The organism is Pseudomonas sp. ArH3a, assembly GCF_022648765.1.
Taxonomy (GTDB): domain Bacteria; phylum Pseudomonadota; class Gammaproteobacteria; order Pseudomonadales; family Pseudomonadaceae; genus Aquipseudomonas.
This window is the reverse complement of record NZ_CP080330.1, coordinates 6,139,678-6,164,315: the sequence shown is the minus strand read 5'-3', so window position 1 is coordinate 6,164,315 and position 24,638 is coordinate 6,139,678. Positions and strand designations below refer to the sequence as shown.

Annotated in this window: 23 protein-coding genes; 11 read left to right on the top strand and 12 right to left on the bottom strand. The window is 61.8% G+C overall.

Annotated features, from left to right (window positions below; translation table 11 throughout):
- Positions 1–103: 103 nt before the first annotated feature.
- A complete protein-coding gene (gene miaB / locus K0P33_RS28370; protein WP_242152856.1) occupies positions 104–1,432 on the bottom strand; it encodes a tRNA (N6-isopentenyl adenosine(37)-C2)-methylthiotransferase MiaB in 1,329 nt (442 codons plus the stop codon).
- 129 nt (positions 1,433–1,561) lie between these two features.
- Here miaB and K0P33_RS28365 point away from each other — a divergent pair, with 129 nt between their 5' ends.
- Positions 1,562–1,888: a DUF1820 family protein gene (locus K0P33_RS28365; RefSeq protein WP_003194436.1), complete on the top strand. Its 327-nt coding sequence runs from the start codon at positions 1,562–1,564 to the stop codon at positions 1,886–1,888.
- A 120-nt stretch (positions 1,889–2,008) separates the two neighbouring features.
- On the opposite strand, the gene K0P33_RS28360 is transcribed toward K0P33_RS28365, so the two are convergent.
- The 4 genes from K0P33_RS28360 to K0P33_RS28345 form a co-directional block, all read right to left on the bottom strand.
- On the bottom strand, positions 2,009–2,563 hold the full coding sequence (locus K0P33_RS28360; RefSeq protein ID WP_094951266.1) for a tetratricopeptide repeat protein: 555 nt from the start codon (positions 2,561–2,563) through the stop codon (positions 2,009–2,011).
- Between the two features lie 225 nt (positions 2,564–2,788).
- Positions 2,789–4,072 carry a glutamate-1-semialdehyde 2,1-aminomutase gene (hemL, locus tag K0P33_RS28355; RefSeq protein ID WP_094951267.1) on the bottom strand — a complete coding sequence of 428 codons (1,284 nt, stop codon included), beginning with the start codon at positions 4,070–4,072 and terminating at the stop codon, positions 2,789–2,791.
- An 11-nt stretch (positions 4,073–4,083) separates the two neighbouring features.
- On the bottom strand, positions 4,084–4,713 hold the full coding sequence (thiE, locus tag K0P33_RS28350; protein WP_242152853.1) for a thiamine phosphate synthase: 630 nt from the start codon (positions 4,711–4,713) through the stop codon (positions 4,084–4,086).
- A 21-nt stretch (positions 4,714–4,734) separates the two neighbouring features.
- Positions 4,735–5,532, bottom strand: coding sequence for a hydroxymethylpyrimidine/phosphomethylpyrimidine kinase (locus K0P33_RS28345; protein ID WP_242152850.1), 798 nt, complete (start codon positions 5,530–5,532; stop codon positions 4,735–4,737).
- Between the two features lie 286 nt (positions 5,533–5,818).
- Here K0P33_RS28345 and K0P33_RS28340 point away from each other — a divergent pair, with 286 nt between their 5' ends.
- From K0P33_RS28340 to K0P33_RS28325, 4 genes are all read left to right on the top strand, one after another.
- Positions 5,819–8,197, top strand: coding sequence for a hybrid sensor histidine kinase/response regulator (locus K0P33_RS28340; RefSeq protein WP_094951270.1), 2,379 nt, complete (start codon positions 5,819–5,821; stop codon positions 8,195–8,197).
- An 89-nt stretch (positions 8,198–8,286) separates the two neighbouring features.
- Complete coding sequence (locus K0P33_RS28335; protein WP_094951271.1) at positions 8,287–9,942, top strand: acyl-CoA dehydrogenase family protein; 1,656 nt, start codon at positions 8,287–8,289, stop codon at positions 9,940–9,942.
- 197 nt (positions 9,943–10,139) lie between these two features.
- The gene (gene amn, locus K0P33_RS28330) at positions 10,140–11,612 is read left to right on the top strand and encodes an AMP nucleosidase (RefSeq protein WP_164487962.1); all 1,473 of its coding nucleotides are present in this window, start codon (positions 10,140–10,142) and stop codon (positions 11,610–11,612) included.
- 71 nt (positions 11,613–11,683) lie between these two features.
- The gene (locus K0P33_RS28325) at positions 11,684–12,319 is read left to right on the top strand and encodes a pseudouridine synthase (RefSeq protein ID WP_242152848.1); all 636 of its coding nucleotides are present in this window, start codon (positions 11,684–11,686) and stop codon (positions 12,317–12,319) included.
- Here K0P33_RS28325 and K0P33_RS28320 read toward each other — a convergent pair.
- Together K0P33_RS28320 and K0P33_RS28315 are read right to left on the bottom strand one after the other, a co-directional pair.
- Complete coding sequence (locus K0P33_RS28320) at positions 12,314–12,523, bottom strand: DUF2788 domain-containing protein (RefSeq protein WP_025858220.1); 210 nt, start codon at positions 12,521–12,523, stop codon at positions 12,314–12,316. The two genes, K0P33_RS28325 and K0P33_RS28320, sit on opposite strands and share 6 nt — an antisense overlap.
- Positions 12,524–12,739: 216 nt before the next feature.
- On the bottom strand, positions 12,740–13,219 hold the full coding sequence (locus tag K0P33_RS28315; protein ID WP_003194418.1) for an Lrp/AsnC family transcriptional regulator: 480 nt from the start codon (positions 13,217–13,219) through the stop codon (positions 12,740–12,742).
- A 444-nt stretch (positions 13,220–13,663) separates the two neighbouring features.
- On the opposite strand from K0P33_RS28315, the gene K0P33_RS28310 reads away from it, so the two are divergent.
- A complete protein-coding gene (locus K0P33_RS28310; protein WP_242152844.1) occupies positions 13,664–14,728 on the top strand; it encodes a DUF6515 family protein in 1,065 nt (354 codons plus the stop codon).
- Positions 14,729–14,756: 28 nt separating this feature from the next.
- On the opposite strand, the gene K0P33_RS28305 is transcribed toward K0P33_RS28310, so the two are convergent.
- Positions 14,757–15,659, bottom strand: a complete 903-nt coding sequence (locus K0P33_RS28305) for a cation diffusion facilitator family transporter (RefSeq protein WP_242152842.1) — start codon at positions 15,657–15,659, stop codon at positions 14,757–14,759.
- Positions 15,660–15,668: 9 nt separating this feature from the next.
- A complete protein-coding gene (locus K0P33_RS28300) occupies positions 15,669–16,088 on the bottom strand; it encodes a polyribonucleotide nucleotidyltransferase (RefSeq protein WP_094951276.1) in 420 nt (139 codons plus the stop codon).
- A gap of 252 nt (positions 16,089–16,340) precedes the next feature.
- On the opposite strand from K0P33_RS28300, the gene hrpB reads away from it, so the two are divergent.
- Complete coding sequence (hrpB, locus tag K0P33_RS28295; RefSeq protein ID WP_094953630.1) at positions 16,341–18,848, top strand: ATP-dependent helicase HrpB; 2,508 nt, start codon at positions 16,341–16,343, stop codon at positions 18,846–18,848.
- Positions 18,849–18,986: 138 nt separating this feature from the next.
- Here hrpB and K0P33_RS28290 read toward each other — a convergent pair whose 3' ends face one another.
- Positions 18,987–20,075 (bottom strand): endonuclease/exonuclease/phosphatase family protein, encoded by a 1,089-nt coding sequence (locus K0P33_RS28290; RefSeq protein ID WP_242152839.1) that lies wholly within the window; start codon positions 20,073–20,075, stop codon positions 18,987–18,989.
- Between the two features lie 39 nt (positions 20,076–20,114).
- Positions 20,115–20,774, bottom strand: coding sequence for a YciC family protein (locus tag K0P33_RS28285; protein WP_094953638.1), 660 nt, complete (start codon positions 20,772–20,774; stop codon positions 20,115–20,117).
- A gap of 180 nt (positions 20,775–20,954) precedes the next feature.
- On the opposite strand from K0P33_RS28285, the gene K0P33_RS28280 reads away from it, so the two are divergent.
- From K0P33_RS28280 to K0P33_RS28270, 3 genes are all read left to right on the top strand, one after another.
- Positions 20,955–21,713, top strand: coding sequence for a DUF2076 domain-containing protein (locus tag K0P33_RS28280; protein WP_094953632.1), 759 nt, complete (start codon positions 20,955–20,957; stop codon positions 21,711–21,713).
- A 117-nt stretch (positions 21,714–21,830) separates the two neighbouring features.
- The gene (locus K0P33_RS28275) at positions 21,831–22,307 is read left to right on the top strand and encodes an NYN domain-containing protein (protein WP_083356641.1); all 477 of its coding nucleotides are present in this window, start codon (positions 21,831–21,833) and stop codon (positions 22,305–22,307) included.
- A 42-nt stretch (positions 22,308–22,349) separates the two neighbouring features.
- Complete coding sequence (locus K0P33_RS28270) at positions 22,350–22,961, top strand: 3'-5' exonuclease (protein WP_094953633.1); 612 nt, start codon at positions 22,350–22,352, stop codon at positions 22,959–22,961.
- Between the two features lie 114 nt (positions 22,962–23,075).
- Here the strand turns inward: K0P33_RS28270 and K0P33_RS28265 are convergent, their stop codons facing one another.
- Positions 23,076–23,537, bottom strand: coding sequence for an Lrp/AsnC family transcriptional regulator (locus K0P33_RS28265; RefSeq protein ID WP_094953634.1), 462 nt, complete (start codon positions 23,535–23,537; stop codon positions 23,076–23,078).
- A gap of 160 nt (positions 23,538–23,697) precedes the next feature.
- On the opposite strand from K0P33_RS28265, the gene yedA reads away from it, so the two are divergent.
- On the top strand, positions 23,698–24,600 hold the full coding sequence (gene yedA / locus K0P33_RS28260) for a drug/metabolite exporter YedA (RefSeq protein ID WP_094953635.1): 903 nt from the start codon (positions 23,698–23,700) through the stop codon (positions 24,598–24,600).
- Positions 24,601–24,638: the final 38 nt, after the last annotated feature.

The following is a 24,638-nucleotide window of genomic DNA, read 5'->3' as shown; positions in this document are numbered from 1 at the left end:
CTCGCCTGCGATAGCGGTGTATCAGTGCCCGTTGTATCAGTTGGCCCACCGTTATCGCAGGCAAGCCAGCGACCACATTTTGATCTTCATCGGGTCACCGCGATCAGTTGATCAACGACCCACGCAACGAGTGCGGTTGCGCCGCATCAATGTGCACATCGGCGAACTGGCCGATCAGGGTTGGGTTGTCGCAGCGGAAGTTGACGATCCGGTTGTTCTCGGTACGCCCTTGCAACTCGCCCGGGTCCTTTTTCGAGTAGTCGGTGACCAGGATGCGTTGGATCGAACCGACCATTTGTCGGCTGATTTCGAAGCCTTGCTGGTTCAGGCGGTGCTGCAGCGCATTCAAACGTTCTTTTTTCAGCGCTTCCGGGGTGTCATCCGCCAAGTCGGCGGCCGGGGTGCCCGGGCGTTGGCTGTAGACGAACGAGTAGGAGAAGTCGAAACCGACGTCTTCGATCAGCTTCATGGTCTGCTCGAAATCTTTCTCGGTCTCCCCAGGGAAGCCGACGATAAAGTCCGAGCTGATGCAAATACCCGGCACCGCGGCGCGCAATTTGCGCAGTTTGGATTTGTACTCCAGGGCCGTGTGGTTGCGTTTCATCGCCGACAGAATGCGGTCCGAGCCCGACTGCACCGGCAGGTGCAGGTGTTTGACCAGCTCCGGCACTTCGGCGTGGGCCTGGATCAGGCTGTCGGAGAACTCCAGCGGGTGCGAGGTGGTGTAGCGAATGCGCTCGATGCCATCAACGGCGGCAACCACGCGGATCAGCTCCGCCAGGTCGGCCAGGCGCCCGTCGTGGGTCTGGCCGCGATAGCCGTTGACGTTCTGGCCCAGCAGCGTGACTTCGCGCACGCCGTTTTCGGCCAGGTGAATGATTTCCGCCAGCACGTCGTCAAACGGTCGGCTGATTTCTTCACCACGGGTGTAGGGCACCACGCAGAAGGTGCAGTACTTGCTGCAGCCTTCCATCACCGACACATAAGCGCTCGGCCCGTCGATGCGTGGCTCGGGCAAATGGTCGAATTTTTCGATTTCGGGGAACGACACGTCGACCTGCGGCAGCTTGGTGGCGCGCGCAGCGTCGATCATTTCCGGCAGGCGGTGCAGGGTTTGCGGGCCGAAGACCACATCGACATAGGGCGCGCGGTCGCGGATCGCGGCACCTTCCTGGCTGGCCACGCAACCGCCGACGGCGATCACCATGTCCGGGTTGGCCAGCTTCAGTTCACGCCAGCGGCCCAGCTGCGAGTACACACGGTCCTGGGCCCGCTCACGAATCGAGCAGGTATTGAGCAGGATTACGTCGGCATCTTCGGCGCGGGCGGTGACTTCCAGGGCCTGGTGTTCGCCCAGCAGGTCGACCATGCGCGAGCTGTCGTACTCGTTCATCTGGCAACCGTGGGTTTCGATGTAAAGCTTCTTGGCCATGGGAATCATCAACTGGTGGTAAAGAACCGCGCATTATAGGGGGCATGCCCATTGGTTCCTAGCGTTGTGCATCGGGTGCCATGCTATAGTTCGCGCCCTCTTTTATATCCCCGATGTTATCCGCCCACCATGACCAAACGTGAAGCTCCAATCTATAAGGTGATTTTCCTCAACCAGGGCCAGGTGTTCGAAATGTACGCCAAGCAGATCTATCAAAGTGATCTGTGGGGCTTCCTGGAAGTGGAAGAGTTCGTCTTTGGCGAGCGCACCCAGTTGGTCGTCGACCCGGGCGAAGAAAAGCTCAAGGCGCAGTTCGAAGGCGTGGTGCGCAGCTTTGTGCCGATGCATTCGATTGTGCGCATCGATGAAGTTGAGCGCCTGGGCACACCGAAGATCAGTGAAGCGCGTGGCACCAGCAATGTGATGCCGTTTCCGATGCCGATGCCTGAGAAGTAGGGCGTTAGACCCAAGTGTGCCCATCGCAGGCAAGCCAGCTCACACATTCGACCCGTTGGAATGCCGTTCAGTGTGGGAGCCGGGCTTGCCCGCGACAGCGGTAGAAGGGTTTAGCAGAATTTAAGGCAGCGGCGAGAACGGCGAACGCCCATCCGCACTCTGCAATTCCTGCAAGTAATTGCGGAAGATCTGACCCAGCACCTGGGTTGCCACTTCCAACTCATCGCGCTGCATGTGCTCGGCGACTTCGTCGGCGGTGTCCAGTGCATCTTCGGCACCGTTGACCGCGGCCATCTTCAGCACGATATACGCCTGGACGTTATTGGCCGGCACGCCTTCGCCTTTGAAGAACATGGTGCCCAGCTGGAATTGCGCCTGGGCATGGCCCTGCAACGAAGCTTTCTCGAAGTAGCTCAAGGCTTTGTTGAGGTCTTGGGCAGGGTTTTTGTCGTCGTGGTAGTACTCGCCCAACTCGTATTGCGCCTGCGCATCCCCGCCGTCGGCCTGTTTCTGGCACGCGCTCAGGGCTTCGGCCTGGCTGTCTGGCTGGGTATTGAGGGTGCAACGACCCATCGCTGGGATTAACAACGAGTTGCCGCCTGCTTGGGCATGTGCCAACAGCGGCTGAAGGAGCAACAGGCAGCCCAGAACCAGGGTGCGGCCGGTGCGTTTCATGGGAATCGACTTACCTCTGACGGGGCGCGCGGACCCTCGGGGGTCCAATAAGCGCGCATTATGAAATAAGCAGGCCCCTGCTTACAAAGTCTTTACTCGTTTTTCTGCTGCTTAGGCAAGTTATCTGCCGGATTGCAGGCGATTTCTCGAAAAATGCAGGAAATCTCTGTAAGCAAAGTAGCAAATTCTGACGCCACCAAGGGCAACGTCAGATTTTTATGTCGCTTATTTCAGGGCGGCGAAGGCGCGCTCGGCAGCATCCAGGGTCAGTTTCAACTCTGCATCGCCATGGGCGATCGAGGTGAAGCCGGCTTCGAAGGCGCTCGGCGCCAGGTAAACGCCGCCTTCCAGCATCAAGTGGAAGAAGCGTTTGAACATGTCCGCGTCGCTGCCCATCACGTCATCAAAGGTGACGATATCGTCGGCGTCACTGAAGTACAGGCCGAACATACCGCCGGCCTGGGTGGTGACAAACGGGATGCCGGCAGCATCGGCGCGCTGTTGCAGGCCATCGAGCAGGCGAGTGGTGTAGTCGGTCAGCTCGGCGTGGAAGCCCGGGCGGCTGATCAGGCGCAGGGTGGTCAGGCCGGCGGCCATGGCCAGTGGGTTACCCGACAAGGTGCCTGCCTGGTACACCGGGCCCAGTGGCGCGATGTGCTGCATGATTTCGCGCTTGCCGCCGAAGCAGCCCACTGGCATGCCGCCACCGATGATCTTGCCGAAGGTGCTCAGGTCTGGCGTGACGCCGTAGTAAGCTTGGGCGCCACCGAGGGCGACACGGAAACCGGTCATCACTTCGTCGAAAATCAACACCACACCATGCTTGTCGCACTGTTCGCGCAGGGCTTCGAGGAAGCCCGGTGCAGGCGGTACGCAGTTCATGTTGCCGGCCACCGGCTCGACGATGATGCACGCCACCTCTTGGCCGACTTCGCTGAGCATCTGCTCGACGGCGGCGCTGTCGTTGAACGGCAGGGTCAGGGTGTGCTTGGCGAAGGCCGCCGGTACGCCGGCCGAGCTTGGCACGCCCTGGGTCAGTGCGCCGGAACCGGCTTTCACCAGCAGGCTGTCGGAGTGGCCGTGGTAGCAGCCTTCGAACTTGATGATGCTGTCGCGGCCGGTAAAACCACGGGCCAAGCGAATTGCACTCATGGTCGCTTCGGTGCCGGAGCTGACCATGCGCACCATTTCCATCGACGGCACGATCGAGCACACCAAATCGGCCATCTCGGTTTCCATGGCGGTCGGTGCGCCGTAGGACAGGCCGTGTTGCAACTGCTGACGCACCGCGTCGAGCACGTCCGGGTGGCTGTGGCCGAGGATCATCGGGCCCCAGGAACCGACATAGTCAACGTAGCGCTTGTCATCCTCGTCGGTGACGTAGGCGCCTTCGGCATGCTTGAAGAACAGCGGCGTGCCGCCCACGCTCTTGAACGCACGCACGGGGGAATTCACACCGCCGGGGATGTGTTTCTGGGCATTGGCAAACAGGGTTTCGGAACGGGACATGGTCGGGCTCTCTAAACTGAAATTTTAAGAAGATCGTTGAATGCGCGGGCGCGGCGCGTGACTTCCTGGGTGCTGTCGGCACCAAACAGGCCGTGCACCACGGCGAGCAGGTCGGCACCGTGGGCCACCAGTGGTTCGGCGTTCTCCAGGGTGACGCCGCCGATCACGCAGATCGGCAAGTGCAAGCGCGCGCGGGCCTGGGCCAGCATCTCAACGGTGGCGGCAGGTGCGCCGGGCTTAGTGTTGGAATTAAAGAAGCGACCAAAGGCAACGTAGCTGGCGCCTTCTTTGGCGGCTTGTTCGGCCAGTTCGATCTGGCTGTGGCAGGTGGCGCCGATGATCGCTTTGGAACCGAGCAAAGCGCGGGCCGGGGTCAGCGGGCCGTCGGTTTGGCCCAGGTGCACGCCGACGCCCAGGCGCGCGGCCAGTTCGGCGTCGTCATTGATAATAAGCTGAGTTTTGTAGCGCGAGCACAGCTCGCGCAGTTTTTCCGCTTCACGCAGGCGGCGGGCTTCGTCGCTGCTTTTATCGCGGTACTGCAGCAAGGTCACGCCGCCGTCCAATGCCGCTTCGACATAGGCGAGGAATTTGCCGGCCAACAGTTGGCTGTCGGTAATGGCGTACAGGCCACGTAGTTTCATCGGGCAGGCCTCTTTTGCTGTTTAAGAGCAGAAATCCAGCGGCAAACGGCGCGGCACGAATTGGCCCTGGCCGAGTTGTTCGGCGTCACGCAGGGTGCGCCACGTGTAGTTGAGCGCGGATTGCACGGCGCTGACCAGGCCTTCGCCCTGGGCGATGCGCCCGGCCAGTGCACTGGCAAGTGTGCAGCCCGAGCCGTGATAGCTGCCGGGCAGGCGCTGGCAGGTAAAGGTCTGGCGCGTGCCGTCGCGGCTGTACAGGCGGTTGTGCACTTGATGCTCGTCGCCGTGGCCGCCAGTGATCAGCAGGTGTTTGATGAACGGCAGCAGCTTCTCGGCGCATTCGTCCGCAGTGCCTTCAGGCAACTCGGCGAGGATGCGCGCTTCAGGCAGGTTTGGTGTGGCGATCAACGACAACGGCAACAGCCGCTCGCGCATGGCATAGCCGACTTCGTCCTTGCCCAGGCTGCCACCGCCGCCGGCCCGCAGCACCGGGTCGCATACCACCGGCAGGTGCGGGTGCGCCTGCAGCAGTTCGACCACGGTGTCGACCATCGCGGTGGAGCCGAGCATGCCGAGCTTGACCGCCGCGACTTCGGAGTCGCTGAGCACGGCATTGGCCTGGGCCATTACCCACTCGCGGTCGAGCACGCGGAAATCGCTGACATTGACGGTGTTCTGCACAGTCAAGGCAGTGACGGCCGCGGCCGCATGACAACCTTGGGCGAGCAGGGCTTCGATATCTGCCTGCAAGCCGGCGCCACCACTGGGATCATGGCCGGAGAGACAGAGAACAACAGGGCGAGAGCTGTAGATATTCATGGTGCGCGAGCTTACCACCAAACGCTTTTGGCGTGGCCGTCTGGCGAAGGCTGAATTTCGCCGCTATTCAGGCGCGATTATGGCTGTTGGCTAGTATCGAGTATTGCTTCATAAACGTGCTGAAAGCCTTGTTCTAGAGCCTTTCAAAAAATTATTTCAATGGTGTCCAATGGCCTCCAACGGCTATGCTAGAGTGGATCCAAATAACTTACTGTATCGCCGGTATACGTCTTCTCAAAAGGAATGGGGGCATTTGACATAACCGGACAGGCCACGCTGGGGCTCTATGCGCTATTTGCTGATTTTATTATTGTGCGGGCTGCCGATGCTCGCCGGCGCCGTCGAGTTCAACCAGAGCACTCGAAGCCTGCCGCTGGGCCGGGTCATGCAAGTGCTCGAAGACCCCTCCGACGCCCTCACCATCGCCCAAGTCAGTTCCCCCGCTTACGCCGCCCAATTCAGGACCCATGACAAAGCCACCCTTAATGCCGGCTATTCGCGCTCGGTGTTCTGGCTCAAGGTCGACCTGCATTACACCGCCACTGAGGCCCGCGCCCCGCGCACCTGGTTCCTGGAACTGGCGTACCCACCGCTGAACCGGCTGGACCTGTACCAGAACGATGGCACCGGCAACTTCCGGCTGACCACCCGCACCGGCAGCGCGTTGCCGTTTGCCAGCCGTGAAGTGCGCCAGAGCAACTACCTGTTCAAGCTCAACTTTGTGCCCGACCAGCATCAAACGGTGTACCTGCGCCTGCAAAGCCAAGGCTCGATTCAGGCTCCATTGACGCTCTGGTCTGCCACGGCCTACATGGAAGAGCAGCCGCTGCGCCTGTATGTGCTGGGCGCAATCTACGGTGTGTTGCTGGGGATGCTGGTCTACAACCTGTTCATCTACCTGAGCGTGCGTGACACCAGCTACCTGTATTACATCCTCTATATCGCCTCGTTCGGCCTGTACCAACTGTCGGTCAATGGCGTGGCCGTGGAGTACTTCTGGCCCAACAACCCCTGGTGGGCGAATGCGGCGGTGCCGTTCCTGATCGGGTCGGCGGCGCTGTTTGGCAGCCTGTTTGCGCGCAGCTTCCTGCACACCGCGCAGCACAGCCGCTGGCTCGACCGGATATTGCTGGCGCTGGCGGCCGGCGGCGCGGCGGTGATGGTGTTGGCGCTGCTGACCAGCTACGCCGTGGCCCTGCGCCTGGCCACCGGTTTGGCGCTGGTGTTTACCGTGACCATCTTCGTCGCCGCCATCAAGGCCTGGTATTGCGGCCAGCGTATGGCGCGCTACTTCATCATCGCCTGGTCGGCGTTCCTGCTCGGTGGGGTGGTCAACACCCTGATGGTGTTGGGCTACTTGCCCAATATGTTCCTCACCATGTACGCCAGCCAGCTTGGCTCGGCGATTGAAGTGGCGCTGCTGTCCCTGGCCCTGGCCGACCGCATCAACGGCATGCGCGAGCAGCAGGCGCAGATCCTGTTCGACGCCAGCCAGAAGCTCGAAGTGCTCAACCAGCAATTGGCCCGCAGTAACCGTCTCAAGGACGAATTCCTCGCCACCCTGACCCACGAATTGCGCACCCCGATGAACGGCGTGATCGGCTCCTTGGAGCTGATGCAAACCGTGCCGCTGGACGATGACCTGGCGCAGTACCAGCAAACCGCCGCCGGCTCGGCGCGGGACATGATGCGCATGGTCAACGGGATTCTCACCCTGACCGAACTGCAAGCCGGGCGCCTGAGCGCCCAACCCCAAGTGTTCAGCCTGCGTGGCGCCCTCGACACCTTGCGACAGCAGTTCAGCGCCAGTGCGCAGAGCAAAGGCTTGGAGTTTTCCATCGACGTGGCGGATGAACTGCCGGACCGGGTGATCGGCGACGCCGACAAGCTGATCCAGTGCCTGGACTGCCTGCTCGACAACGCCTTCAAATTTACCCACAAAGGCGCCGTGCGCGTGCGTGTGGTGGGTGTTCCACACAGTGATGGCAGCTTGCGCCTGAGCTTTATCGTGACCGACAGCGGGATCGGCTTTGCTTTCCTTGACGAGGCCACGCTGTACCAACGCTTCTTCCAGCTCGACGGCTCGACCACCCGCGAATATGGCGGCATGGGCATCGGCCTGGCGATTTGCCGGCAGCTGATCGAACTGCTCGGTGGGCGCCTGACCCATCATTCCGAACCGCGCAAGGGCAGCCGCTTCCAGTTGGAGGTGAGCGTGAACCCGGTGCCGCCCGAGCCCAAGGCGGCGACCCACGGGCCCTTCACGCAACGTGCGCCCCACGAGTGCACGGTGCTGTTGGTGGACGACAACAGCGTGGGCCAATTGGCAGTGCGCGGCATGTTGCTCAAGTTGGGCTACCGGGTGAAAGCGGTGGATAACGGCCCGTCCGCGCTGGCGATGTTGCAGAGTGAACCCTTCGATGCGGTGTTGTTGGATGTGCCTGAAGGCGGTTTCTCGTTGTGCTGTCAGATACGAGCGTTGCCGGGCTGTGGCGAACTGCCGGTGATCGCCCTGAGTACGTCACTGAATGTGTCGGAGCGTGAGCGCTGCCATGGCATCGGCATCACTGATCGGCTGGCCAAACCCGTGCGTTTCGACGCGTTGCAAGCCGTGCTGGAGCGGCGCTTGCTGTGCCCGCTCGAGGGCGAAAGCGCCGAGCTTTAGGCGGCTATGCCACTTTTTTAACGCCGATGACGGTGCTTAACTGAAATTCAGGCCTCAACTGCACGCGGCCTTTTTTCAGGAGCCCCGTCATGAACCTGCACCCGTTCGCCGAAACCCACGACGTCACCAATCAGCCGCCGTCCTTGGACGGCACTAACCTGTACCGCATCGACTTGCCCTTGCAAGACTGGTCGCGCCGCTTCGGCGCCGGCTGGGCCGAAGCGCGTATCGAGGCTTATGGGGCGCTGGCGGGTGGGCCGCTGATGGAGGCCGGGTTCCTGGCGAACCAGAATAAACCGGTGTTCAACAGCCATGACCGTTATGGTCATCGCATCGATCGGGTGGAGTTTCACCCGGCTTACCACGACCTGATGCGCACCGCCGTTGAGCATGGTCTGCCGTCGTTGCCGTGGGCGCATCCGCAGTCCGGTGCCCACGTGGCCCGCGCCGCCATGACTTACCTGCACAGCCAGGCCGAAGCCGGCACCGGCTGCCCGCTGACCATGACTTTCGCCTGCGTACCGGCCCTGCGCCTGCAACCGGATCTGGCGCAGACTTGGCTGCCGAAAATCCTCACTACCGAATACGACCCGCGCAATGTCGGCATCGCCCACAAGGCTGGCGCCACCATCGGCATGGCCATGACCGAGAAACAGGGCGGCACCGACGTGCGCGCCAACACCACCCGTGCTTATCCCGTGGGCACGGGCGGCCCCGGGCAAGCCTATGAACTGGTGGGGCACAAGTGGTTCTGCTCGGCGCCGATGTGCGATGCGTTCCTCACGCTGGCGCAGACCGACAAAGGCCTGACCTGTTTCTTACTGCCACGGCACCGCCCGGATGACACGCGCAACGAGTTCTACATCCAGCGCCTGAAAAACAAACTCGGCAATTGCTCCAACGCCTCCAGCGAAGTGGAGTTTCGCGGCGCGCTGGCCTGGATGATCGGCGAAGAAGGCCGTGGCGTGCCGACCATTATCGAAATGGTCGCCATGACCCGCTTTGACTGCATGGTCGGCTCCAGCGCCTTGATGCGCCAGGCGCTGACCCAGGCCAGCCATCATTGTGCGCATCGCCTGGTCGGCGGGCGCATTCTCAACGAACAGCCGCTGATGCAAAACGTACTGGCCGACCTGGCTCTGGAAAGCGAGGCGTCCCTGGCCTTGAGCATGCGCATGGGCCGTGCGCTGGATCACCTCGATAACGAGCAGGAAGCCAAATTCGCCCGGCTGGTGACGGCGGTGGGCAAGTATTGGATCTGCAAACGCGCGCCGGCAATGATCAACGAAGCCGCCGAGTGCATGGGCGGTGCCGGGTATGTAGAGGACAGCATCCTGCCGCGCCTGTACCGTGAGGCGCCGGTGAATTCGACGTGGGAAGGCTCCGGCAATGTGCAGTGCCTGGACGTGCTGCGGGCGCTGTCCAAAGAGCCGGGTGTGCTGGAGGCGTTGTTTGTCGAACTGGGCGATGGGCAGGGCGACAAGCAACTGGCGCGGCATATCGAGCAGCTTAAGTCGGCGTTTATGGATACCCAGGATATTCAATACCGCGCGCGGCAACTGACCGAGGATATTGCCGTGGCGTTGCAGGCCAAGTTGTTGCTGGAGGCCGGGAACGCGGCGGTCAGTGATGGGTTTATTGCCAGCCGCTTGGGTGAGTCGTCCGGCCGGGTGTATGGCACCTTGCCGCGTGGTGTGGATGTGGAGGCGATCGTCGCCCGTTCCACGCCCCATATTTCTGAATAAACACGGTTCAAAATGTGGGAGCTGGTTTGCCTGCGATAGCGGTGTGCCAGCCCCCAGATGTATCAATGACCCACCGCCATCGCGGGCAAGCCCGGCTCCCACAGGGATTGCACGCCTCTTGAGATAAGTACTCCAATTCAAAGTTTGCGTCTGGCCGGGATACAGGCAAGATAAAGGCCTGCAAGTCAGAACACAGGATGCTTACCGTGACCGAAGCTTTTGTTGTCGTTCAAACCGCCGAAGAAGCCGTGGACCGGCTGGCGGCTCTTCATGAGCGTGCTACCGGCGCGCTCAATCAAGCCCTCAAGCAATACCTCAAGGACCGCGTCGAACCTGATGCCGCACAACGCGCACTGTTTCGCTACCCGGAGCTGCGCCTGACCTACCACTGCCACGGCGAAGTCCCACAGACCACTCGGGCGTATGCCAAGGTCCAATTGCCGGGCACCTACAGCGTCACCGTCACTCATCCGGCCGCGTTCCGTAAGTATCTGCTGGAGCAACTGGTGCCGCTGATGCACGACTTCACCGTGACGGTGGAAGTCGGCGTGAGCCAACAGAATATCCCGTACCCGTACGTGGTGGAGCAGGGCGACGAACTGGCCGGTTCCGGCGTGACCGCCGCGACCCTGGCCCGCGTGTTCCCCAGCACCGACCTGTCCGCCGCCACCGACGGCATTGCCGATGGCCTCTACGACTGGGAAAACACCGACCCGCTGCCGCTCGCGCTGTTCGATGCGGCCCGCGTGGACTTTTCCCTGCGCCGCCTGGTGCACTACACCGGCAGCGACTGGCGCCATGTGCAGCCTTGGATTTTGCTGACCAACTACCACCGCTATGTCGACCAGTTCATCTTGCATGGCCTGGAGCAGTTGCGCAGTGACCCACGGTTTATCCGCATGGTGCTGCCGGGCAACGTGATCATCGACAAAAGCATGGACCACGGCGAAGCCTCGGCGATTGCTGCCGGTGTGGTCTGGCACCGTTACCAGATGCCGGCCTACCACCTGCAGGCCACCGACGGCCACGGCGTGACACTGGTGAATATTGGCGTCGGCCCGTCCAACGCCAAGAACATCACCGACCACCTGGCCGTGCTGCGCCCGCATTGCTGGCTGATGATCGGCCACTGTGGCGGCCTGCGCCAATCCCAGACCATCGGCGACTATGTATTGGCCCACGCCTACATGCGCCGCGACGGGATTCTCGACCGCGTAGTGCCGCCGAACATCCCGATCCCGGCCCTGGCCGAAGTGCAGATGGCCTTGCAGCAAGCGGCGGCCAACGTCACCGGCGAAAAAGGCGAAGAGCTGAAAAAGCGCCTGCGCACCGGCACTGTGTTGACCTACGACGACCGTAACTGGGAACTGCGTTGGGCCCAGGAACGCCCGCTGATCAACCTGTCCCGTGCCGTGGCCGTGGACATGGAAAGCGGCACCATCGCCGCCCAGGGTTACCGCCTGCGCGTGCCGTACGGCACCTTGTTGTGCGTATCGGACAAACCGCTGCACAGCGAGATCAAGCTGCCGGGTTCGGCCAACGCGTTCTATGAGCGTGCGGTCAGCCAGCACTTGAAGATCGGCATCGAGGCGGTGGATTTGTTGCGCACCGAACTCAACTCGCTGCACTCGCGCAAACTGCGCAGCTTCGACGAGCCGCCGTTCCGCTAAGCGGTTGGGATGGTTATTTAGCGGTCAGGCCACTAGCATTGTCGGTCCTGACCGTTAGATGTTCCTTTGCCATGTCCCGTCCCACCCGTCCCGATTCGCGCCGCCCTGGCGTGAAACCTCCGCATTCTGCCGCGCGTCGCGTTGCCAAGGCGCCTCCGGCCGAGCCGAAATTGGTCCTGTTCAATAAACCCTTCGACGTGCTGACCCAGTTCAGCGACGAAGGCGGGCGCGCGACCCTCAAGGACTTTATCGACATCCCCGGCATTTACCCGGCCGGCCGCCTGGACCGTGACAGCGAAGGCTTGTTGCTGCTGACCAACGACGGCCAGCTACAGGCGCGGATTGCCGACCCCAAGCACAAACTGGCGAAAACCTACTGGGTGCAAGTCGAAGGCGAGCCGAGCGAAGAGCAACTGCAACGCCTGCGTGACGGCGTGGAGCTTAACGACGGCATGACCTTGCCCGCGCAAGCCCGGCAGTTGGATGAGCCTGAGTTGTGGCCGCGCAACCCGCCGGTGCGCTTTCGCAAAAGTGTGCCGACGCATTGGCTGGAGTTGGTGATTCGTGAGGGGCGTAACCGCCAAGTACGGCGCATGACGGCGGCGGTGGGTTTACCGACCTTGCGTCTGGTGCGCGTGCGAATTGGTGACTGGTCGATTGATGGCCTGGACCAAGGCCAATGGAAGGAAGTGCCGGCGCGGTTATAGGGCGCCGGACTCGATCAGGCCGATCACCACGCTCTTGATGATGAACGCGGCCACGCCCAGGCCCAGCACGAAGAACAGGATGAACGAGCCAAAGCGCCCGGCTTTGGATTTCTTCGCCAGGTCCCAGACGATAAAGCCCATGAAAATGATCAGGAGGGTGACCAGGCCGGTCATCATCCATTCTTCAAACAGGGCGGGGTCGATGTTGTTCATGGGTTTTTTCCGACAAAGGCAGGCGGGCAAGTATACGGCAGCGTCACAGACGCAACATTGACCTGGGTCTTGACGCGGTCAATGTGGGAGCTGGCTTGTCGGATCGCCGCACCGCTGCGATGGCATCAACTGGGGCTGGCTGACACCCCGAGTTGTCTACATCGCAGGCAAGCCAGCTCCCACAGTTGATCTTCAGTGCTCTTGAGATCAGGTCCGCAGGTGCGTCAGCGGCAGCTCGGTGCTGTTGAGCACCTGGTTGAGCACAAAGCTCGAGCGCACGCTGGTCACGCCTTCAATACGGGTCAAATGCCCCAGCAGCAGTTTCTGGTAGTGGTCCATGTCCGGCACCACCACTTTCAACTGATAGTCAGCATCCATCCCGGTCACCAAACTGCACTCCAGCACTTGCGGCAGGGTGCGGATGGCGGCCTCGAAGTTCTCGAAACGCTCGGGTGTGTGGCGGTCCATGCCGATCAGCACATAAGCCGTGAGGCTCAGGCCGAGCATCTTGCGGTCGAGCAAGGCGACCTGGCGCGCGATGTAGCCGTCGTCTTCCAACTGCTTGACCCGGCGTGAGCAGGGCGACGGCGACAGGCCGATGCGCTCGGCCAACTCCTGGTTGGAGATCCTCGCGTCGCGCTGCAATTCCGCCAAAATACTCAGATCGTATCGGTCAAGCTTGCTCATTGGGTTGGCCTTTGTCGTAACTATTGCGGTGAATTATCTATGAAGGGTTAAAAATTGCGCAAGCACTGTTTATTGACGCAATCTTCGCAATCATCTGCCGGCACGCCGAGCCTATGATTACCAACAGAATCACCGCCTGGACAACAGTCCACTTACAGCGAGCCCAATCAGGCCCGCTGCGGCCGCCGCCCCAACAGGGTTGAGCCGGCCTCCAGGCTGCACATTGTCCACAAGACGGCGTGAGGTGAGCCAACGTCAAAAGCGTTGAGCACGGACGAAATTCTCAAGGGGTGGCCGACGGGTCACCCCTTTTCTTTTGTGTGCGTTTTTTACCTACGAAAATAACGCTCGTGACTGATAACCTCTCTCAGAACCGGGCGGGGCTTTTCCAGTCTCATCTATGAGGCCGGACGTTCTAGGCCCTTATCCGCAGTGAGGAATAGCATGAAGCGCATCTGGCGTATGGCAGGTGTAGGTTTGCTGATGATGAGCGTCGGCACGCAAGTATTGGCCGACGACCCGCGCTCTGAAGGGGGCGGTCAGCATGAAAGAGGTCCCGAAGGCGGACGGCAAGGTAGCGAACAGCCGCGCCCGCAAAATAACCAATCACGGCCGCAGAACAATCAACCGCGCCCGGAAAACAACCCGCCGCGCCCGCAGAACCAGCACGTTGATCGCGCCGAGCAACAGCCGCACGGCGGCGGGCAGTGGCAAGGCCGCCCGCAAGGTGCCGAGCAGACTCGGCCAGCGCCTGCGCCTGCGAATAACCTGCCGATCCAAGGGCGCCCGGACACCGTGCGCCAGACCCAAGAACCGCGCCAGGGTTACTACCGCGACATCCCGCGACGCAACGACGGCAACCCGCATTGGGAGGCCGGCGGCCCAGGTTCGCGCCCGGGTAATAACGGTGGCGGCTTCAACAATGGCCACCCCAATGACAACCACTGGCCAGGTCGCCCGAATGGGCATGGCAATGGCTGGGGCCCTGGCCCGCAATACCGTCCGGGCTACATGGTCGACCGTTTCCCCGACCGCAATTACCGCGTGCCTTACCGTGGCCAGGATTATTTCTTTTCCGGCGGCTACTGGTATCGCCCGCAAGGCCCGCGCTATGAGGTGGTGACGCCGCCATACGGCATCCGCGTGCAATACCTGCCCGACTACGCGCGGGAAGTGTGGGTGGGCAGCGCGCTGTTCTTCCTCGCGGCCGGTTCGTATTACACCTATGAAAACGCCACTCAGCAGTACGTAGTGGTGCAACCACCAACAGAAGTGCCGACGCCCCAGCCCGCGCCGCAAGGCAACGGTTATGACGTAGTGGCCTACCCGGCCAACGGCCAATCACCGGCTCAAGTGCAGCAGGACGGCTACGATTGTTATCGCTGGGCGGTGCAACAAAGTGGTTTCGACCCACGCACCGTCACCTACGCCCCGGACCCTGCGGTGGTGCAAACCTACCGTCAGGCCCAGGGCAACTGCCTCACCAGTCGTGGGTATCAGGTGCAATAGGGCAGCGGCTGGCCTCAAGCTCTCAGCTTCATGCTTGAGGCTTATCGCTTGCCCCTTGTGGCTGATCCGCAGGATCCGCATGCACCAGCACTTCGGCGCGCGGGTAGGCCTTGTGAATGGCATCGGCGGCCTGATCGCTGATGCCGTGGGCCACTGACAGCGACAATTCCCCCGGCAATTCCAGGTGCAACTGCACAAACCAGTGGCTGCCGGAAATGCGCGTGCGCAAATCATGCGCACCCAACACGCCCGGCACACTCTGCGCCAGTTCGAGCATGTGCTGGCTCACGTCCGGCGGCAGCTCCTCATCCATCAACACCGCAAAGCTTTCCCGGGCGATCTGGATGGCGCTCCATAGGATGTAGGCGGCAATCCCCAGGCCGAACCATGGGTCCACCTGATGGAAACCAAACGCTGCCAACACCAGCGCTATCAGGATGCTGCCGTTGAGCAGCAAATCCGAGCGGTAATGCAGCGAGTCCGCGCGCACCGCGTTGGAGCCGGTTTCGCGGATCACCCGGTGTTGCAGCATCAGCAGCGCCACGGTCATCACCAGCGAAAACACAATCACACCGATGCTCAGCCACGGCGCGCCGACCGGTTCCGGATGCTGCAAACGTTGGTACGCCTGGTACGCGATCAACGCCGCACTGCCGGCGATAAACAGCGCCTGGGCCATGCCTGCCAGTGATTCAGCCTTGCCATGCCCATAGCGGTGGTCATCATCAGCCGGGCGCAGCGCGTAATGCACCGCGAGCAAATTCAGCAGCGAGGTCACGCCGTCGAGCAGCGAGTCGGTCAACCCGGCGAGCATGCTCACCGAGCCACTGAGCCACCAGGCGATGGCCTTGGTGACAATCAGCGCAGAGGCCACGCCCACGGAGGCGCGGGTGGCCAGGCGCAAGAGCCTGGCGTGTTCGGGACTGGTCATAAACGGTCCTTAAGCGGCAGGTTGCAGGCCCAGGGACGCGAGTTGTTGCACGCTGCCCTTGAACTGGATCATGCGCGGGTCGTCCAGCGGCAGGGTGCGGCCGGTTTCCTTCTGGATGATGGTTTGCAGCTTGGCGTTGTCGACTTTGCCGTCGGCGCCGATGGCTTCGCGCAGTTTCTCGGGGGCGACTTGGGCGGTCTTGCCCGGCTCGAAATAGATGGCGCCGGTGGCGAAGTCCACGCCAAACGCGATCAGGCCCGGGATCACATAGAACAGCAGGCCCACGGCGTCGAGCACGGCAATGGTCGGGTCGATCTTGCCGTCGATCTGGCCCCGGCGGTCCGGGTAGAAAATCGAACCGCAGGCGGTCAGTTGGCTCAGCAGGCTGACGGCGAGGACACCGCCGATGACACGGGAAGCGATACGCATGAAAATCTCCTGAACACGGTTGATACGGGACTATATGACAATTCTGTGGAGCGTCGCCGCTCTAATGTGGGAGCTGGCTTGCCTGCGATAGCGGTGTATCAGTGCCACATTGGCTGGCTGACCCACCGCTATCGCAGGCATGCCAGCTCCCACCGTTGACTGCATTCACAGCCCAAGCCGGTGCAGGTGTTGAGACCAACACCGGCATCCGGCAGTTCGCCGTTATACTCGCCGCTCTGCTTTGGAGCCAGTATGAATTCGTTGCCAATCGATGATGTTTTACCCGCCTTGCGTGACGCCTTGGCGATTCGCCATGAAGCCGTGCTGGAAGCGCCGCCTGGCGCCGGTAAAACCACCCGCGTGCCCTTGGCCTTATTAAACGAGCCGTGGCTGGCCGGGCAGACCATCCTGATGCTCGAACCTCGCCGCCTGGCCGCACGCGCCGCCGCCGAACGCCTGGCCAGTGAGCTGGGTGAAAAGGTCGGTGAAACCGTCGGTTATCGCATCCGCCTCGACAGCAAGGTCGGCCCCAACACGCGCATCGAAGTGGTCACCGAAGGCATCCTCACCCGCCGCTTGCAGGACGACCCGGCGTTGGACGGCGTGGGCCTGTTGATCTTCGACGAGTTCCACGAGCGCAGCCTCGACGCCGACCTGGCGCTGGCCCTGAGCCTCAACGGCCGCGACCTGTTTCGCGATGAACAACCGCTGAAAATCCTGCTGATGTCCGCCACCCTCGAAGGCGAGCGCCTGTCCGGCCTGCTGGATGACGCGCCGATTTTGCGCAGCGAAGGGCGCATGTTCCCGGTGCAGATGCGCTGGGGCCGGCCGTATCAGGCCGGTGAATTTATCGAGCCGCGCGTAGTGCAAACTATCCTCGACGCCGTGCATGACGAGACCGGCAGCATTCTGGTGTTTCTGCCCGGGCAGGCGGAGATTCGCCGCGTTAACCAGCAGTTGGTCGACGCCTTGGGTGATCGCCCCGATGTGCTGCTGTGCCCGTTGCATGGCGAGTTGGACCTCAATGCGCAACGCGCCGCCATCGACCCGGCACCGGCCGGCAAACGCAAAGTGGTGCTGGCCACCAACATCGCCGAGACCAGCCTGACCATCAATGGCGTGCGCGTGGTCATCGACGCCGGGTTAGCGCGGGTGCCGCGTTTCGACCCCGGCAGCGGCATGACCCGCCTCGACACTCAGCGTATCTCTCGCGCCAGCGCCACCCAGCGCGCCGGTCGGGCAGGGCGCCTGGAGCCCGGCGTGTGTTATCGGTTGTGGTCCGAGGACCAACATGAAGGCTTGGCGGCCTACGGCAGCGCGGAAATCCTCGCCGCCGACCTCGCTGGGTTGGCCTTGCAACTGGCGCGCTGGGGCGTCACGCCCACGCAGCTGGTGTGGCTGGACGTGCCGCCGACTGCCGCGTATGCCCAGGCCCAGGATTTGCTGGTGCGCCTCGGCGCTTTGAATGACGACAAACTCACAGCCCATGGCCAGAAGATGGCCGAGTTGCCAGCGCATCCGCGTATTGCCCACCTGTTGCTGCGCGGGCAGGACTTGGGGCTGGCGGCGACTGCCTGTGATGTCGCCGCGTTGTTGGGTGAGCGCGACATCATGCGTGGCGGCGGCGCGGATTTGCACAGCCGCTTGGCGCTGATGTCCGGCGAAGAACGCGCGCGTGGCACCCAAGGTGGCGTGCAACGAGCCAAGCAACTGGCTCGGCAATACCGTGGCTATTTAAGAGGTCACGCGACTCAGTCCGTCGCCGACCCGGACCACCCACGCTGGCTCGGCGCCTTGCTGGCGCTGGCCTACCCGGACCGCGTCGCCCAGCAACGTCGCCCCGGTGGCGCCGAATACCGCCTGGCCAACGGCCGCGCCGCGCTGTTCGCCGAGGCCGACAGCCTGATGAAACAACCCTGGTTGGTCATCGCCGACCTCGGCAGCCGCCAGGGCCAGCGCGAAGAACGCATCTACCTCGCGGCTGATTTTGATCCAGCGTTGTTCGATAACGTACTCGCCGAGCAGGTGCGCAATGTCGACCAATTGGACTGGGATGAGCGTGAAGGCGTACTGCGCGCTGAACGCCAGCGCAAAGTCGGCGAACTGGTGCTGAGCCGTGAACCATTGACTGGGCTGGACGAGTCCGCACGCAGCCAGGCGCTGGTGAACCTGGTGCGCCGCAAAGGCCTGGAGCTGCTGCCGTGGACGCCTGAACTGCGCCAATGGCAGGCCCGCGTCATGCTGCTGCGCCAGCTGGACGCCGGCAAAACCAGCGAATGGCCAGATATCAGCGACAAAGCCTTGCTCGCCAGCCTGGAGCACTGGCTGATGCCCTACTTGGGCAAAGTCTCGCGCCTGAGCCATTTCGCCAACCTGGATATCTCCAGTTTCCTGCACAACCTGCTGCCGTGGCCGCTGCCCCAGCGCCTTGATGAGCTGGCGCCGCAGCATGTGAAAGTGCCGTCTGGCTCCTCGGTGCGCCTGGACTACAGCGAGCAGCCGCCGATTCTGGCGGTGCGCTTGCAGGAATTGTTCGGGCTGGCGGACACGCCGCGTATTGCCGGTGGGCGTCAGGTGGTGAAGTTGCACCTGCTGTCCCCGGCGCGACGGCCGGTGCAGGTGACGCAGGATCTGGCAAACTTCTGGCGCAGCACGTATGCCGAGGTGAAGAAGGATTTGAAGGGGCGGTATCCGAAGCATTATTGGCCGGATGACCCGTTGGTGGCGGAGGCGACGGCGAGGATCAAACCCCGCAAATAGCCACGACAAAGAACAACTGTGGGAGCTGGCTTGCCTGCGATGCAGACGATGCGGTTTTTCAGTTACACCGCGGCGATGCTATCGCAGGCAAGCCAGCTCCCACACAAGCCAGCTCCTACATAGATTTTGTGGTGTTGGTTATTGCGCAGCCGGCAGCAGAAACCGCGCAATCACCGGCAAATGATTGGAGATACGCAACGTATCCGCCTGCCGCACCTTCGCCTCCACCCGCTTGATCCGTGGGCTGTAAAACAGGTAATCCAACGTACGATCCGGGCCTTCCAGGCTCGGGTCATTCGGGAAGTTCGTCAGCCATTTCTCACGGTCAATCCCGCTGGACTCACTGTTACTCGGGATCATCGGGTATTTATCCCACAACAAATGCAGCTCACTGTCCGGCGAATACTGCCCGCGCTTACTGGCATCCAGGCGCAGGAACTGCCCCAGTGGCAGCAAGTTGAAACTCCCGCCGATCAGCCAGGGCGTGCCACGGCCTTCGAACTTGTCCAGCAACTTCACCGTGGCCTTCGCTTGCTCCTGCACTGCTGAGCGCCCCGGCACGTCGCCATCCAGGCGGGTATTGAGCACGGCCAGTTGGCCGCCATCGCTCAGTGGCAGGTAGGTCAGCAACAAGGCAGGCTTGGGTTGGAACTGGCGGCTGATGAAGTTGGCCGGGGACGAGGGCAGTTGCAGGCGTTCGGCGTGTTCGATCTGGTAGCGGCTGAGGGTCACCAATTTGCGGCCGACGCTGCCGAAGATATGCAGGTCTGGCACAAAGTCGGCTTTCCAGTCGAAGGCCTGGGCGCTGCACGGGTAGAGGTCGACCAGGCGTTCCTGCAGCAGTGCGATTTGGTCCTGGTAATGCGACGGTTTGGCGTTTTCGTCGAGCTCCTGCAACAGCAGGATGTCGGGTTGTTCGTCGCGGATCACCCGCGCCACTTCGTCCAGGCTTGAGGCCATGTCTTCCACGGTGGGGCGGTCGTCCGGGCCGCTGCCGTTGGCGGTGTCGTACCAGAACACGTAGTTCTTGCCGGCCAGGTATTGCACGTTCCAGGTCATGACCTTGAGCGCCTGCCCGGGCAGCAAGGTCGGCGCACGGGGCGCGACGCAGCTCACGGGCAGGGTTTCTTTGTCGGCGGGGCGCCAGGTCAGGCTGTAGATCAGGGCCGTGAGCAGGGCCGCGATGATCAACAGGCTAAACAGGGTGATGCGCAATAAACGGGTCATCGGCTCGGCTTATGGCGTTTCAGGAGTGGCAGGAGCATATCACCGCGCGTCGGCATCGCCACCGATCAGCATGAATAAACGGAATAGCACCACGCTGGTAAACAGTTGCAGGAAGCTGTGGGCGCTGTCGATCAGTACGCCCAGCAGCGGCGCAGGATCAGGGTAGGCCGCTACGCTGGCGCCTTTGAGCAGCCACAGTGGCGTCATCACGCACAGCAGGCACACCAGGATTCGCCAGAAATGCCCACGGGTCAGGCGAAAGCTTTCCTTCATTGCCTCCAGCGCCGGCATGCCGCGCAGCACCAATAGGTATTCGGCAAACGCCAGCACCACCATCAGCCACAGGCCCGGCAGGAAATACAGCGACAGGCCCAACAGGATCAGCAACGTGCTGAGTGCCGTCAGCAGGGCGTAACGTGGCCACAGGGCCAAGGCCATGGCCCACACAGCTTTAGTGCTTGGCGACTCGCCACGGGTACGTGCATCGAGAAACAGGATCAGCGCGCCGGTGTACAGTGGGTACACCAACAACCCCACGATGACGCTGTAACCGGGGAAGGCATCCGGGCCCAGCGTGTGGTCGAGCACTTGCTGCAGCAGGGCTTCGAGGATCACCAACGGCAGGCACAGCTGGACGATGGCGCCCAGGTTGCGTTGGGTGAAACGGAAGGAGTCGCGCAATACGTCTAACGGATTCATCAGGTTCATCACAGGCCTAAAAGCAAGGCCCACACTTTAACCGATCATGACTAGCCGTAAGCAAACGTAAACCTTGCGTAAAGACCATTGAAACGTCTGGTAACAGCCCCATAACTAGCGCGTAGCTCGCTTGAGTACAGGCGGGCCCATGATTTTTACCGGCAATCTAACGAGGTCGCCATGAACAGCGAAGAGCAAACCCTGATCGACGGACTGTTTTCACGGTTGCAGCAAGCCGAAACGGACTCAGCCCCCCGCGACGCCCTGGCCGAAGCGCGGATCAAGGAGCACATGACTCGCCAACCGGCCGCCGGGTATTACATGACCCAGTCGATCCTGGTGCAAGAGCACGCGATCAAAAGCCTCGACGCGCAGAATAAGCAACAGGCGCAGCAGATCCAGCAGTTGCAGGACGAGTTGCAGCAGGCCAAATCACAAACTGCGCAGCCTGCACCGAGCAGCGGCGGGTTTCTGTCGAGCATCTTTGGCGGCGGCGGTTCTCGCGATTCGCAGCCCGCACAAAGCGCTCCGCCTTCATCGGGTGGCTGGCGTGAACCGGCGCGGCCTCAGTTTGGCCAGCCTGCGCCGCAGCAGCAGAACTACGGCGCCCCGCAGCAGAATTACCAGCAACCACCCGCAGCGCCCATTGGCAGCGGCTTCCTCGGTGGCGCGCTGAAAACCGCCGCTGGCGTGGCCGGTGGTGTGATGCTAGCCGAAGGCATCAGCAGCTTGTTCAACCACAACTCGCAACAGCCGCAAGTGGTGGAAGAAATCATCCGCGAAGAGCCGGCGCCCGCCAGTGACAACAGCAGCGGCGGCAACGATGACCAGCAGTTTGCCGGCAATGACAATTGGGGCAGCGACAACTCCGACAGCTTCGCCGACAACGACTATGCCGACGATTCCTCCTCTTTTGGCGACGACGATTCCTTCGTCTGACCCGCACTCAACCGGGGCGCTTCGTCGCCCCGGGCTGATTTTTCGCTGAAACTTTCCCATGGCTGGCATACTGGCGCCTTTCCGGGCGCTGGCGCCTGGCTGTCATGAGGAAGTGCGGTGAAGAAAATTGCGGTGTTCGCCGATGTACAAAACCTCTACTACACCGTGCGCCAGGCCTACGGCTGCCACTTCAACTATGCGGCCCTGTGGGCTGACATCAGTTCGCGCGGCCAGATCGTCGAGGCCTATGCCTATGCCATCGACCGTGGCGACAGCAAGCAGCAGCAATTCCAGCAGATCCTGCGCAACCTGGGCTTTACGGTAAAACTCAAACCGTACATTCAGCGCGCCGACGGCTCGGCCAAGGGCGACTGGGACGTGGGCATCACCCTCGACATCATGGACGCCGCCGACCACGTCGACGAAGTGGTGCTGGCCTCCGGCGACGGTGATTTCGACATGCTGCTCGACCGCATCATCCAAAAGCATGGCGTCGAAGCCGTGGCCTACGGCGTGCCGGGGCTAACGGCCAACTCACTGATACGCGCGGCCAGCCGCTACGTGCCGATCGAAGGCGCGCTGCTGCTCAAATAAGCGCGGTGGCTCAATAAATTGTTAGACGGAGTTGGAACAGGTTTGGAACGTATAGCGGTCATCGACTTTGAAACCACCGGCATCACCCCGAGCAACCACTGCCGGGCCACGGAAATCGCGGTGGTTATCCTCGAGCGTGGCCAAATCGTGGACCGCTACCAGAGCCTGATGAATGCAGGCGTGCGCGTGCCGGGCTTTATCGAGCAACTCACCGGCATCAGCAACGCCATGTTGCGCAGCGCGCCACCGGCCGAGCGGGTGATGAACGAAGTCAACGAATTCGTCGGCACCACGCCACTGCTGGCGCACAACGCCGCGTTCGACCAGAAGTTCTGGGACTTCGAACTGGGCCTGATCCGCCGCACCCGTCTGCAAAAATTCGCCTGCTCTCTGTTATTGGCCCGTCGCCTGATGCCGGCGGCGCCGAACCACAAGCTCGGCACCCTCAACAGCTACGCCCAACTGCCCCACACCGGCAAGGCTCACCGGGCGATGGCGGATGCGGAAATGGCGGCCAACCTCACGGCGCACCTGGCCGAGCAATTGCGCGGTACGCATGGGTTGCGCGAACTGTCCCACGACCTGCTGTGCACCTTGCAGAAAGTGCCGGCGGCGAAGATCAATGAACACCTGAAGAAGCATCGCGGGTTCTAAACCTTGCGATGATCGTTCCCACGCTCTGCGTGGGAACGCCTCCTGTGACGCTCCGCGTCACGACTTCAAGAGCGTCCAGGGCGGCATTCCCACGCAGAGCGTGGGAACGATCGTTCAGCCACCATTTTTCCCGTTCCCCTCCAACTGCCCCAACGGCACCCGTCGCTCTATCGCGCTTGAGAGGATGATCGAGGTCTTGCTGAACCCAAACTTCGCGATCCGATTAATCAAATTCTCCAATTCCGGCATCGAGCCCACCGCCGCCTGCATGATCACGCATGGGTCGCCCGTCACCCGGTGGCACTCGGTCAGCTCGGGGATTTCAGCCAGGGCGTCGTACACCTTCTGGCTGCCATGGTTGGTCAGCCTCAGTTCGATGACGCACTGGATCGGCAAGCCGATTTTGGACAGGTCCACCTTGGCCTGATACCCGGTGATCACGCCGCTGGCCTCAAGCTTGGCCACGCGTTCAGCCACGGCGGGGGCGGAGAGGTTTACGGTGCGAGCCAGTTCGGCGTAGGACGCGCGGCCATCCTTGAGCAGGGCGCTGAGGAGCATGCGGTCGTATTTGTCCATGATAAGGCTCCATTTGCGCGTGGCTTTCGAATACACGGGTTATAGCGTTCATAACCATGTTTTGAAAAGTGTATGGGCGCTTTAAACAGGTTTTGTAACTTAAGTTTATCGGGCTGCCTTTCTAGAATAAGCCTCCAATTTCCTGCCGCAGAGCTACCCAATGCCTGGCCCACGTCGCTTTCCCTTGCCGTTGATCGCCGCTTTTTTTGCGCTGTATGTGATCTGGGGTTCTACCTACCTGGTGATTCGAATCGGTGTTGAGTACTGGCCGCCGCTGATGCTGGGCGGGATTCGATTCCTGGTGGCGGGGTTGGCCATGTATGGCTTTTTGCGCTGGCGCGGCGCACCTGCGCCGACGTGGGTGCAGTGGAAGGCCGCCGCCAAGATCGGCGTTTTGCTGCTGACCTTTGGTAATGGCGCGGTGACGGTGGCCGAGCACACGGGCGTTGCCTCGGGTGTGGCCGCACTGGCGGTGGCGACGGTGCCGTTGTTCACCTTGTTGTGCGGCTATTTCTGGGGCGCGCGCAATACCCGCCTGGAGTGGGCCGGGGTGGTGCTGGGGATTATCGGCATTGCCATGCTCAACATGGGCTCAAACCTGCAATCGAGCCCAACCGGTGCGATGTTGTTGCTGTTTGCCGCGGCCTCCTGGGCCTTCGGCTCGGTGTGGAGCCGGCATTTGCCGCTGCCGCCGGGCGCCATGGCCAGCGCGGCCGAGATGATCATTGCCGGTGTCTTGTTGCTGGTGGGCAGTGCGCTGACCGGTGAGCGACTGCATTCCATCCCGCCGATTGAGGGCTGGCTCGCTTTGGCGTATCTGGCCGTGTTCGGCTCGATCATCGCCTTCAATGCTTATATGTATTTGCTCAAGCATGTGCGCCCGGCGGCAGCGACCAGTTATGCCTATGTGAACCCTGCGGTGGCGGTGTTGTTGGGGATTGTGTTCGTCGGCGAGACCATCGGCATGGAAGAAGCCTTGGCCATGCTGGTGATCATCAGCGCGGTGCTATTGATCAGCCTGCCTCAGTGGCGCAAGCCCAAGCCCAAGCCGGAAATAAGGTAAACTGCGGCGCAATTGCGACTTGCGCTGAATTTTTCCTA

Excerpts from the sequence above, each read along its gene's own strand:
- yedA (WP_094953635.1), top strand. The coding sequence starts at position 23,698 with ATGCCTGGCCCACGTCGCTTTCCCTTGCCGTTGATCGCCGCTTTTTTT.
- K0P33_RS28315 (WP_003194418.1), bottom strand. The coding sequence starts at position 13,219 with ATGAGCAAGCTTGACCGATACGATCTGAGTATTTTGGCGGAATTGCAG.
- K0P33_RS28265 (WP_094953634.1), bottom strand. The coding sequence starts at position 23,537 with ATGGACAAATACGACCGCATGCTCCTCAGCGCCCTGCTCAAGGATGGC.
- amn (WP_164487962.1), top strand. The coding sequence starts at position 10,140 with ATGCTTACCGTGACCGAAGCTTTTGTTGTCGTTCAAACCGCCGAAGAA.
- K0P33_RS28335 (WP_094951271.1), top strand. The coding sequence starts at position 8,287 with ATGAACCTGCACCCGTTCGCCGAAACCCACGACGTCACCAATCAGCCG.
- K0P33_RS28345 (WP_242152850.1), bottom strand. The coding sequence starts at position 5,532 with ATGAATATCTACAGCTCTCGCCCTGTTGTTCTCTGTCTCTCCGGCCAT.
- thiE (WP_242152853.1), bottom strand. The coding sequence starts at position 4,713 with ATGAAACTACGTGGCCTGTACGCCATTACCGACAGCCAACTGTTGGCC.
- miaB (WP_242152856.1), bottom strand. The coding sequence starts at position 1,432 with ATGGCCAAGAAGCTTTACATCGAAACCCACGGTTGCCAGATGAACGAG.
- K0P33_RS28340 (WP_094951270.1), top strand. The coding sequence starts at position 5,819 with ATGCGCTATTTGCTGATTTTATTATTGTGCGGGCTGCCGATGCTCGCC.
- K0P33_RS28360 (WP_094951266.1), bottom strand. The coding sequence starts at position 2,563 with ATGAAACGCACCGGCCGCACCCTGGTTCTGGGCTGCCTGTTGCTCCTT.
- K0P33_RS28365 (WP_003194436.1), top strand. The coding sequence starts at position 1,562 with ATGACCAAACGTGAAGCTCCAATCTATAAGGTGATTTTCCTCAACCAG.
- K0P33_RS28290 (WP_242152839.1), bottom strand. The coding sequence starts at position 20,075 with ATGACCCGTTTATTGCGCATCACCCTGTTTAGCCTGTTGATCATCGCG.
- K0P33_RS28280 (WP_094953632.1), top strand. The coding sequence starts at position 20,955 with ATGAACAGCGAAGAGCAAACCCTGATCGACGGACTGTTTTCACGGTTG.
- K0P33_RS28325 (WP_242152848.1), top strand. The coding sequence starts at position 11,684 with ATGTCCCGTCCCACCCGTCCCGATTCGCGCCGCCCTGGCGTGAAACCT.
- K0P33_RS28310 (WP_242152844.1), top strand. The coding sequence starts at position 13,664 with ATGAAGCGCATCTGGCGTATGGCAGGTGTAGGTTTGCTGATGATGAGC.
- K0P33_RS28300 (WP_094951276.1), bottom strand. The coding sequence starts at position 16,088 with ATGCGTATCGCTTCCCGTGTCATCGGCGGTGTCCTCGCCGTCAGCCTG.
- hrpB (WP_094953630.1), top strand. The coding sequence starts at position 16,341 with ATGAATTCGTTGCCAATCGATGATGTTTTACCCGCCTTGCGTGACGCC.
- hemL (WP_094951267.1), bottom strand. The coding sequence starts at position 4,072 with ATGTCCCGTTCCGAAACCCTGTTTGCCAATGCCCAGAAACACATCCCC.
- K0P33_RS28285 (WP_094953638.1), bottom strand. The coding sequence starts at position 20,774 with ATGAATCCGTTAGACGTATTGCGCGACTCCTTCCGTTTCACCCAACGC.
- K0P33_RS28305 (WP_242152842.1), bottom strand. The coding sequence starts at position 15,659 with ATGACCAGTCCCGAACACGCCAGGCTCTTGCGCCTGGCCACCCGCGCC.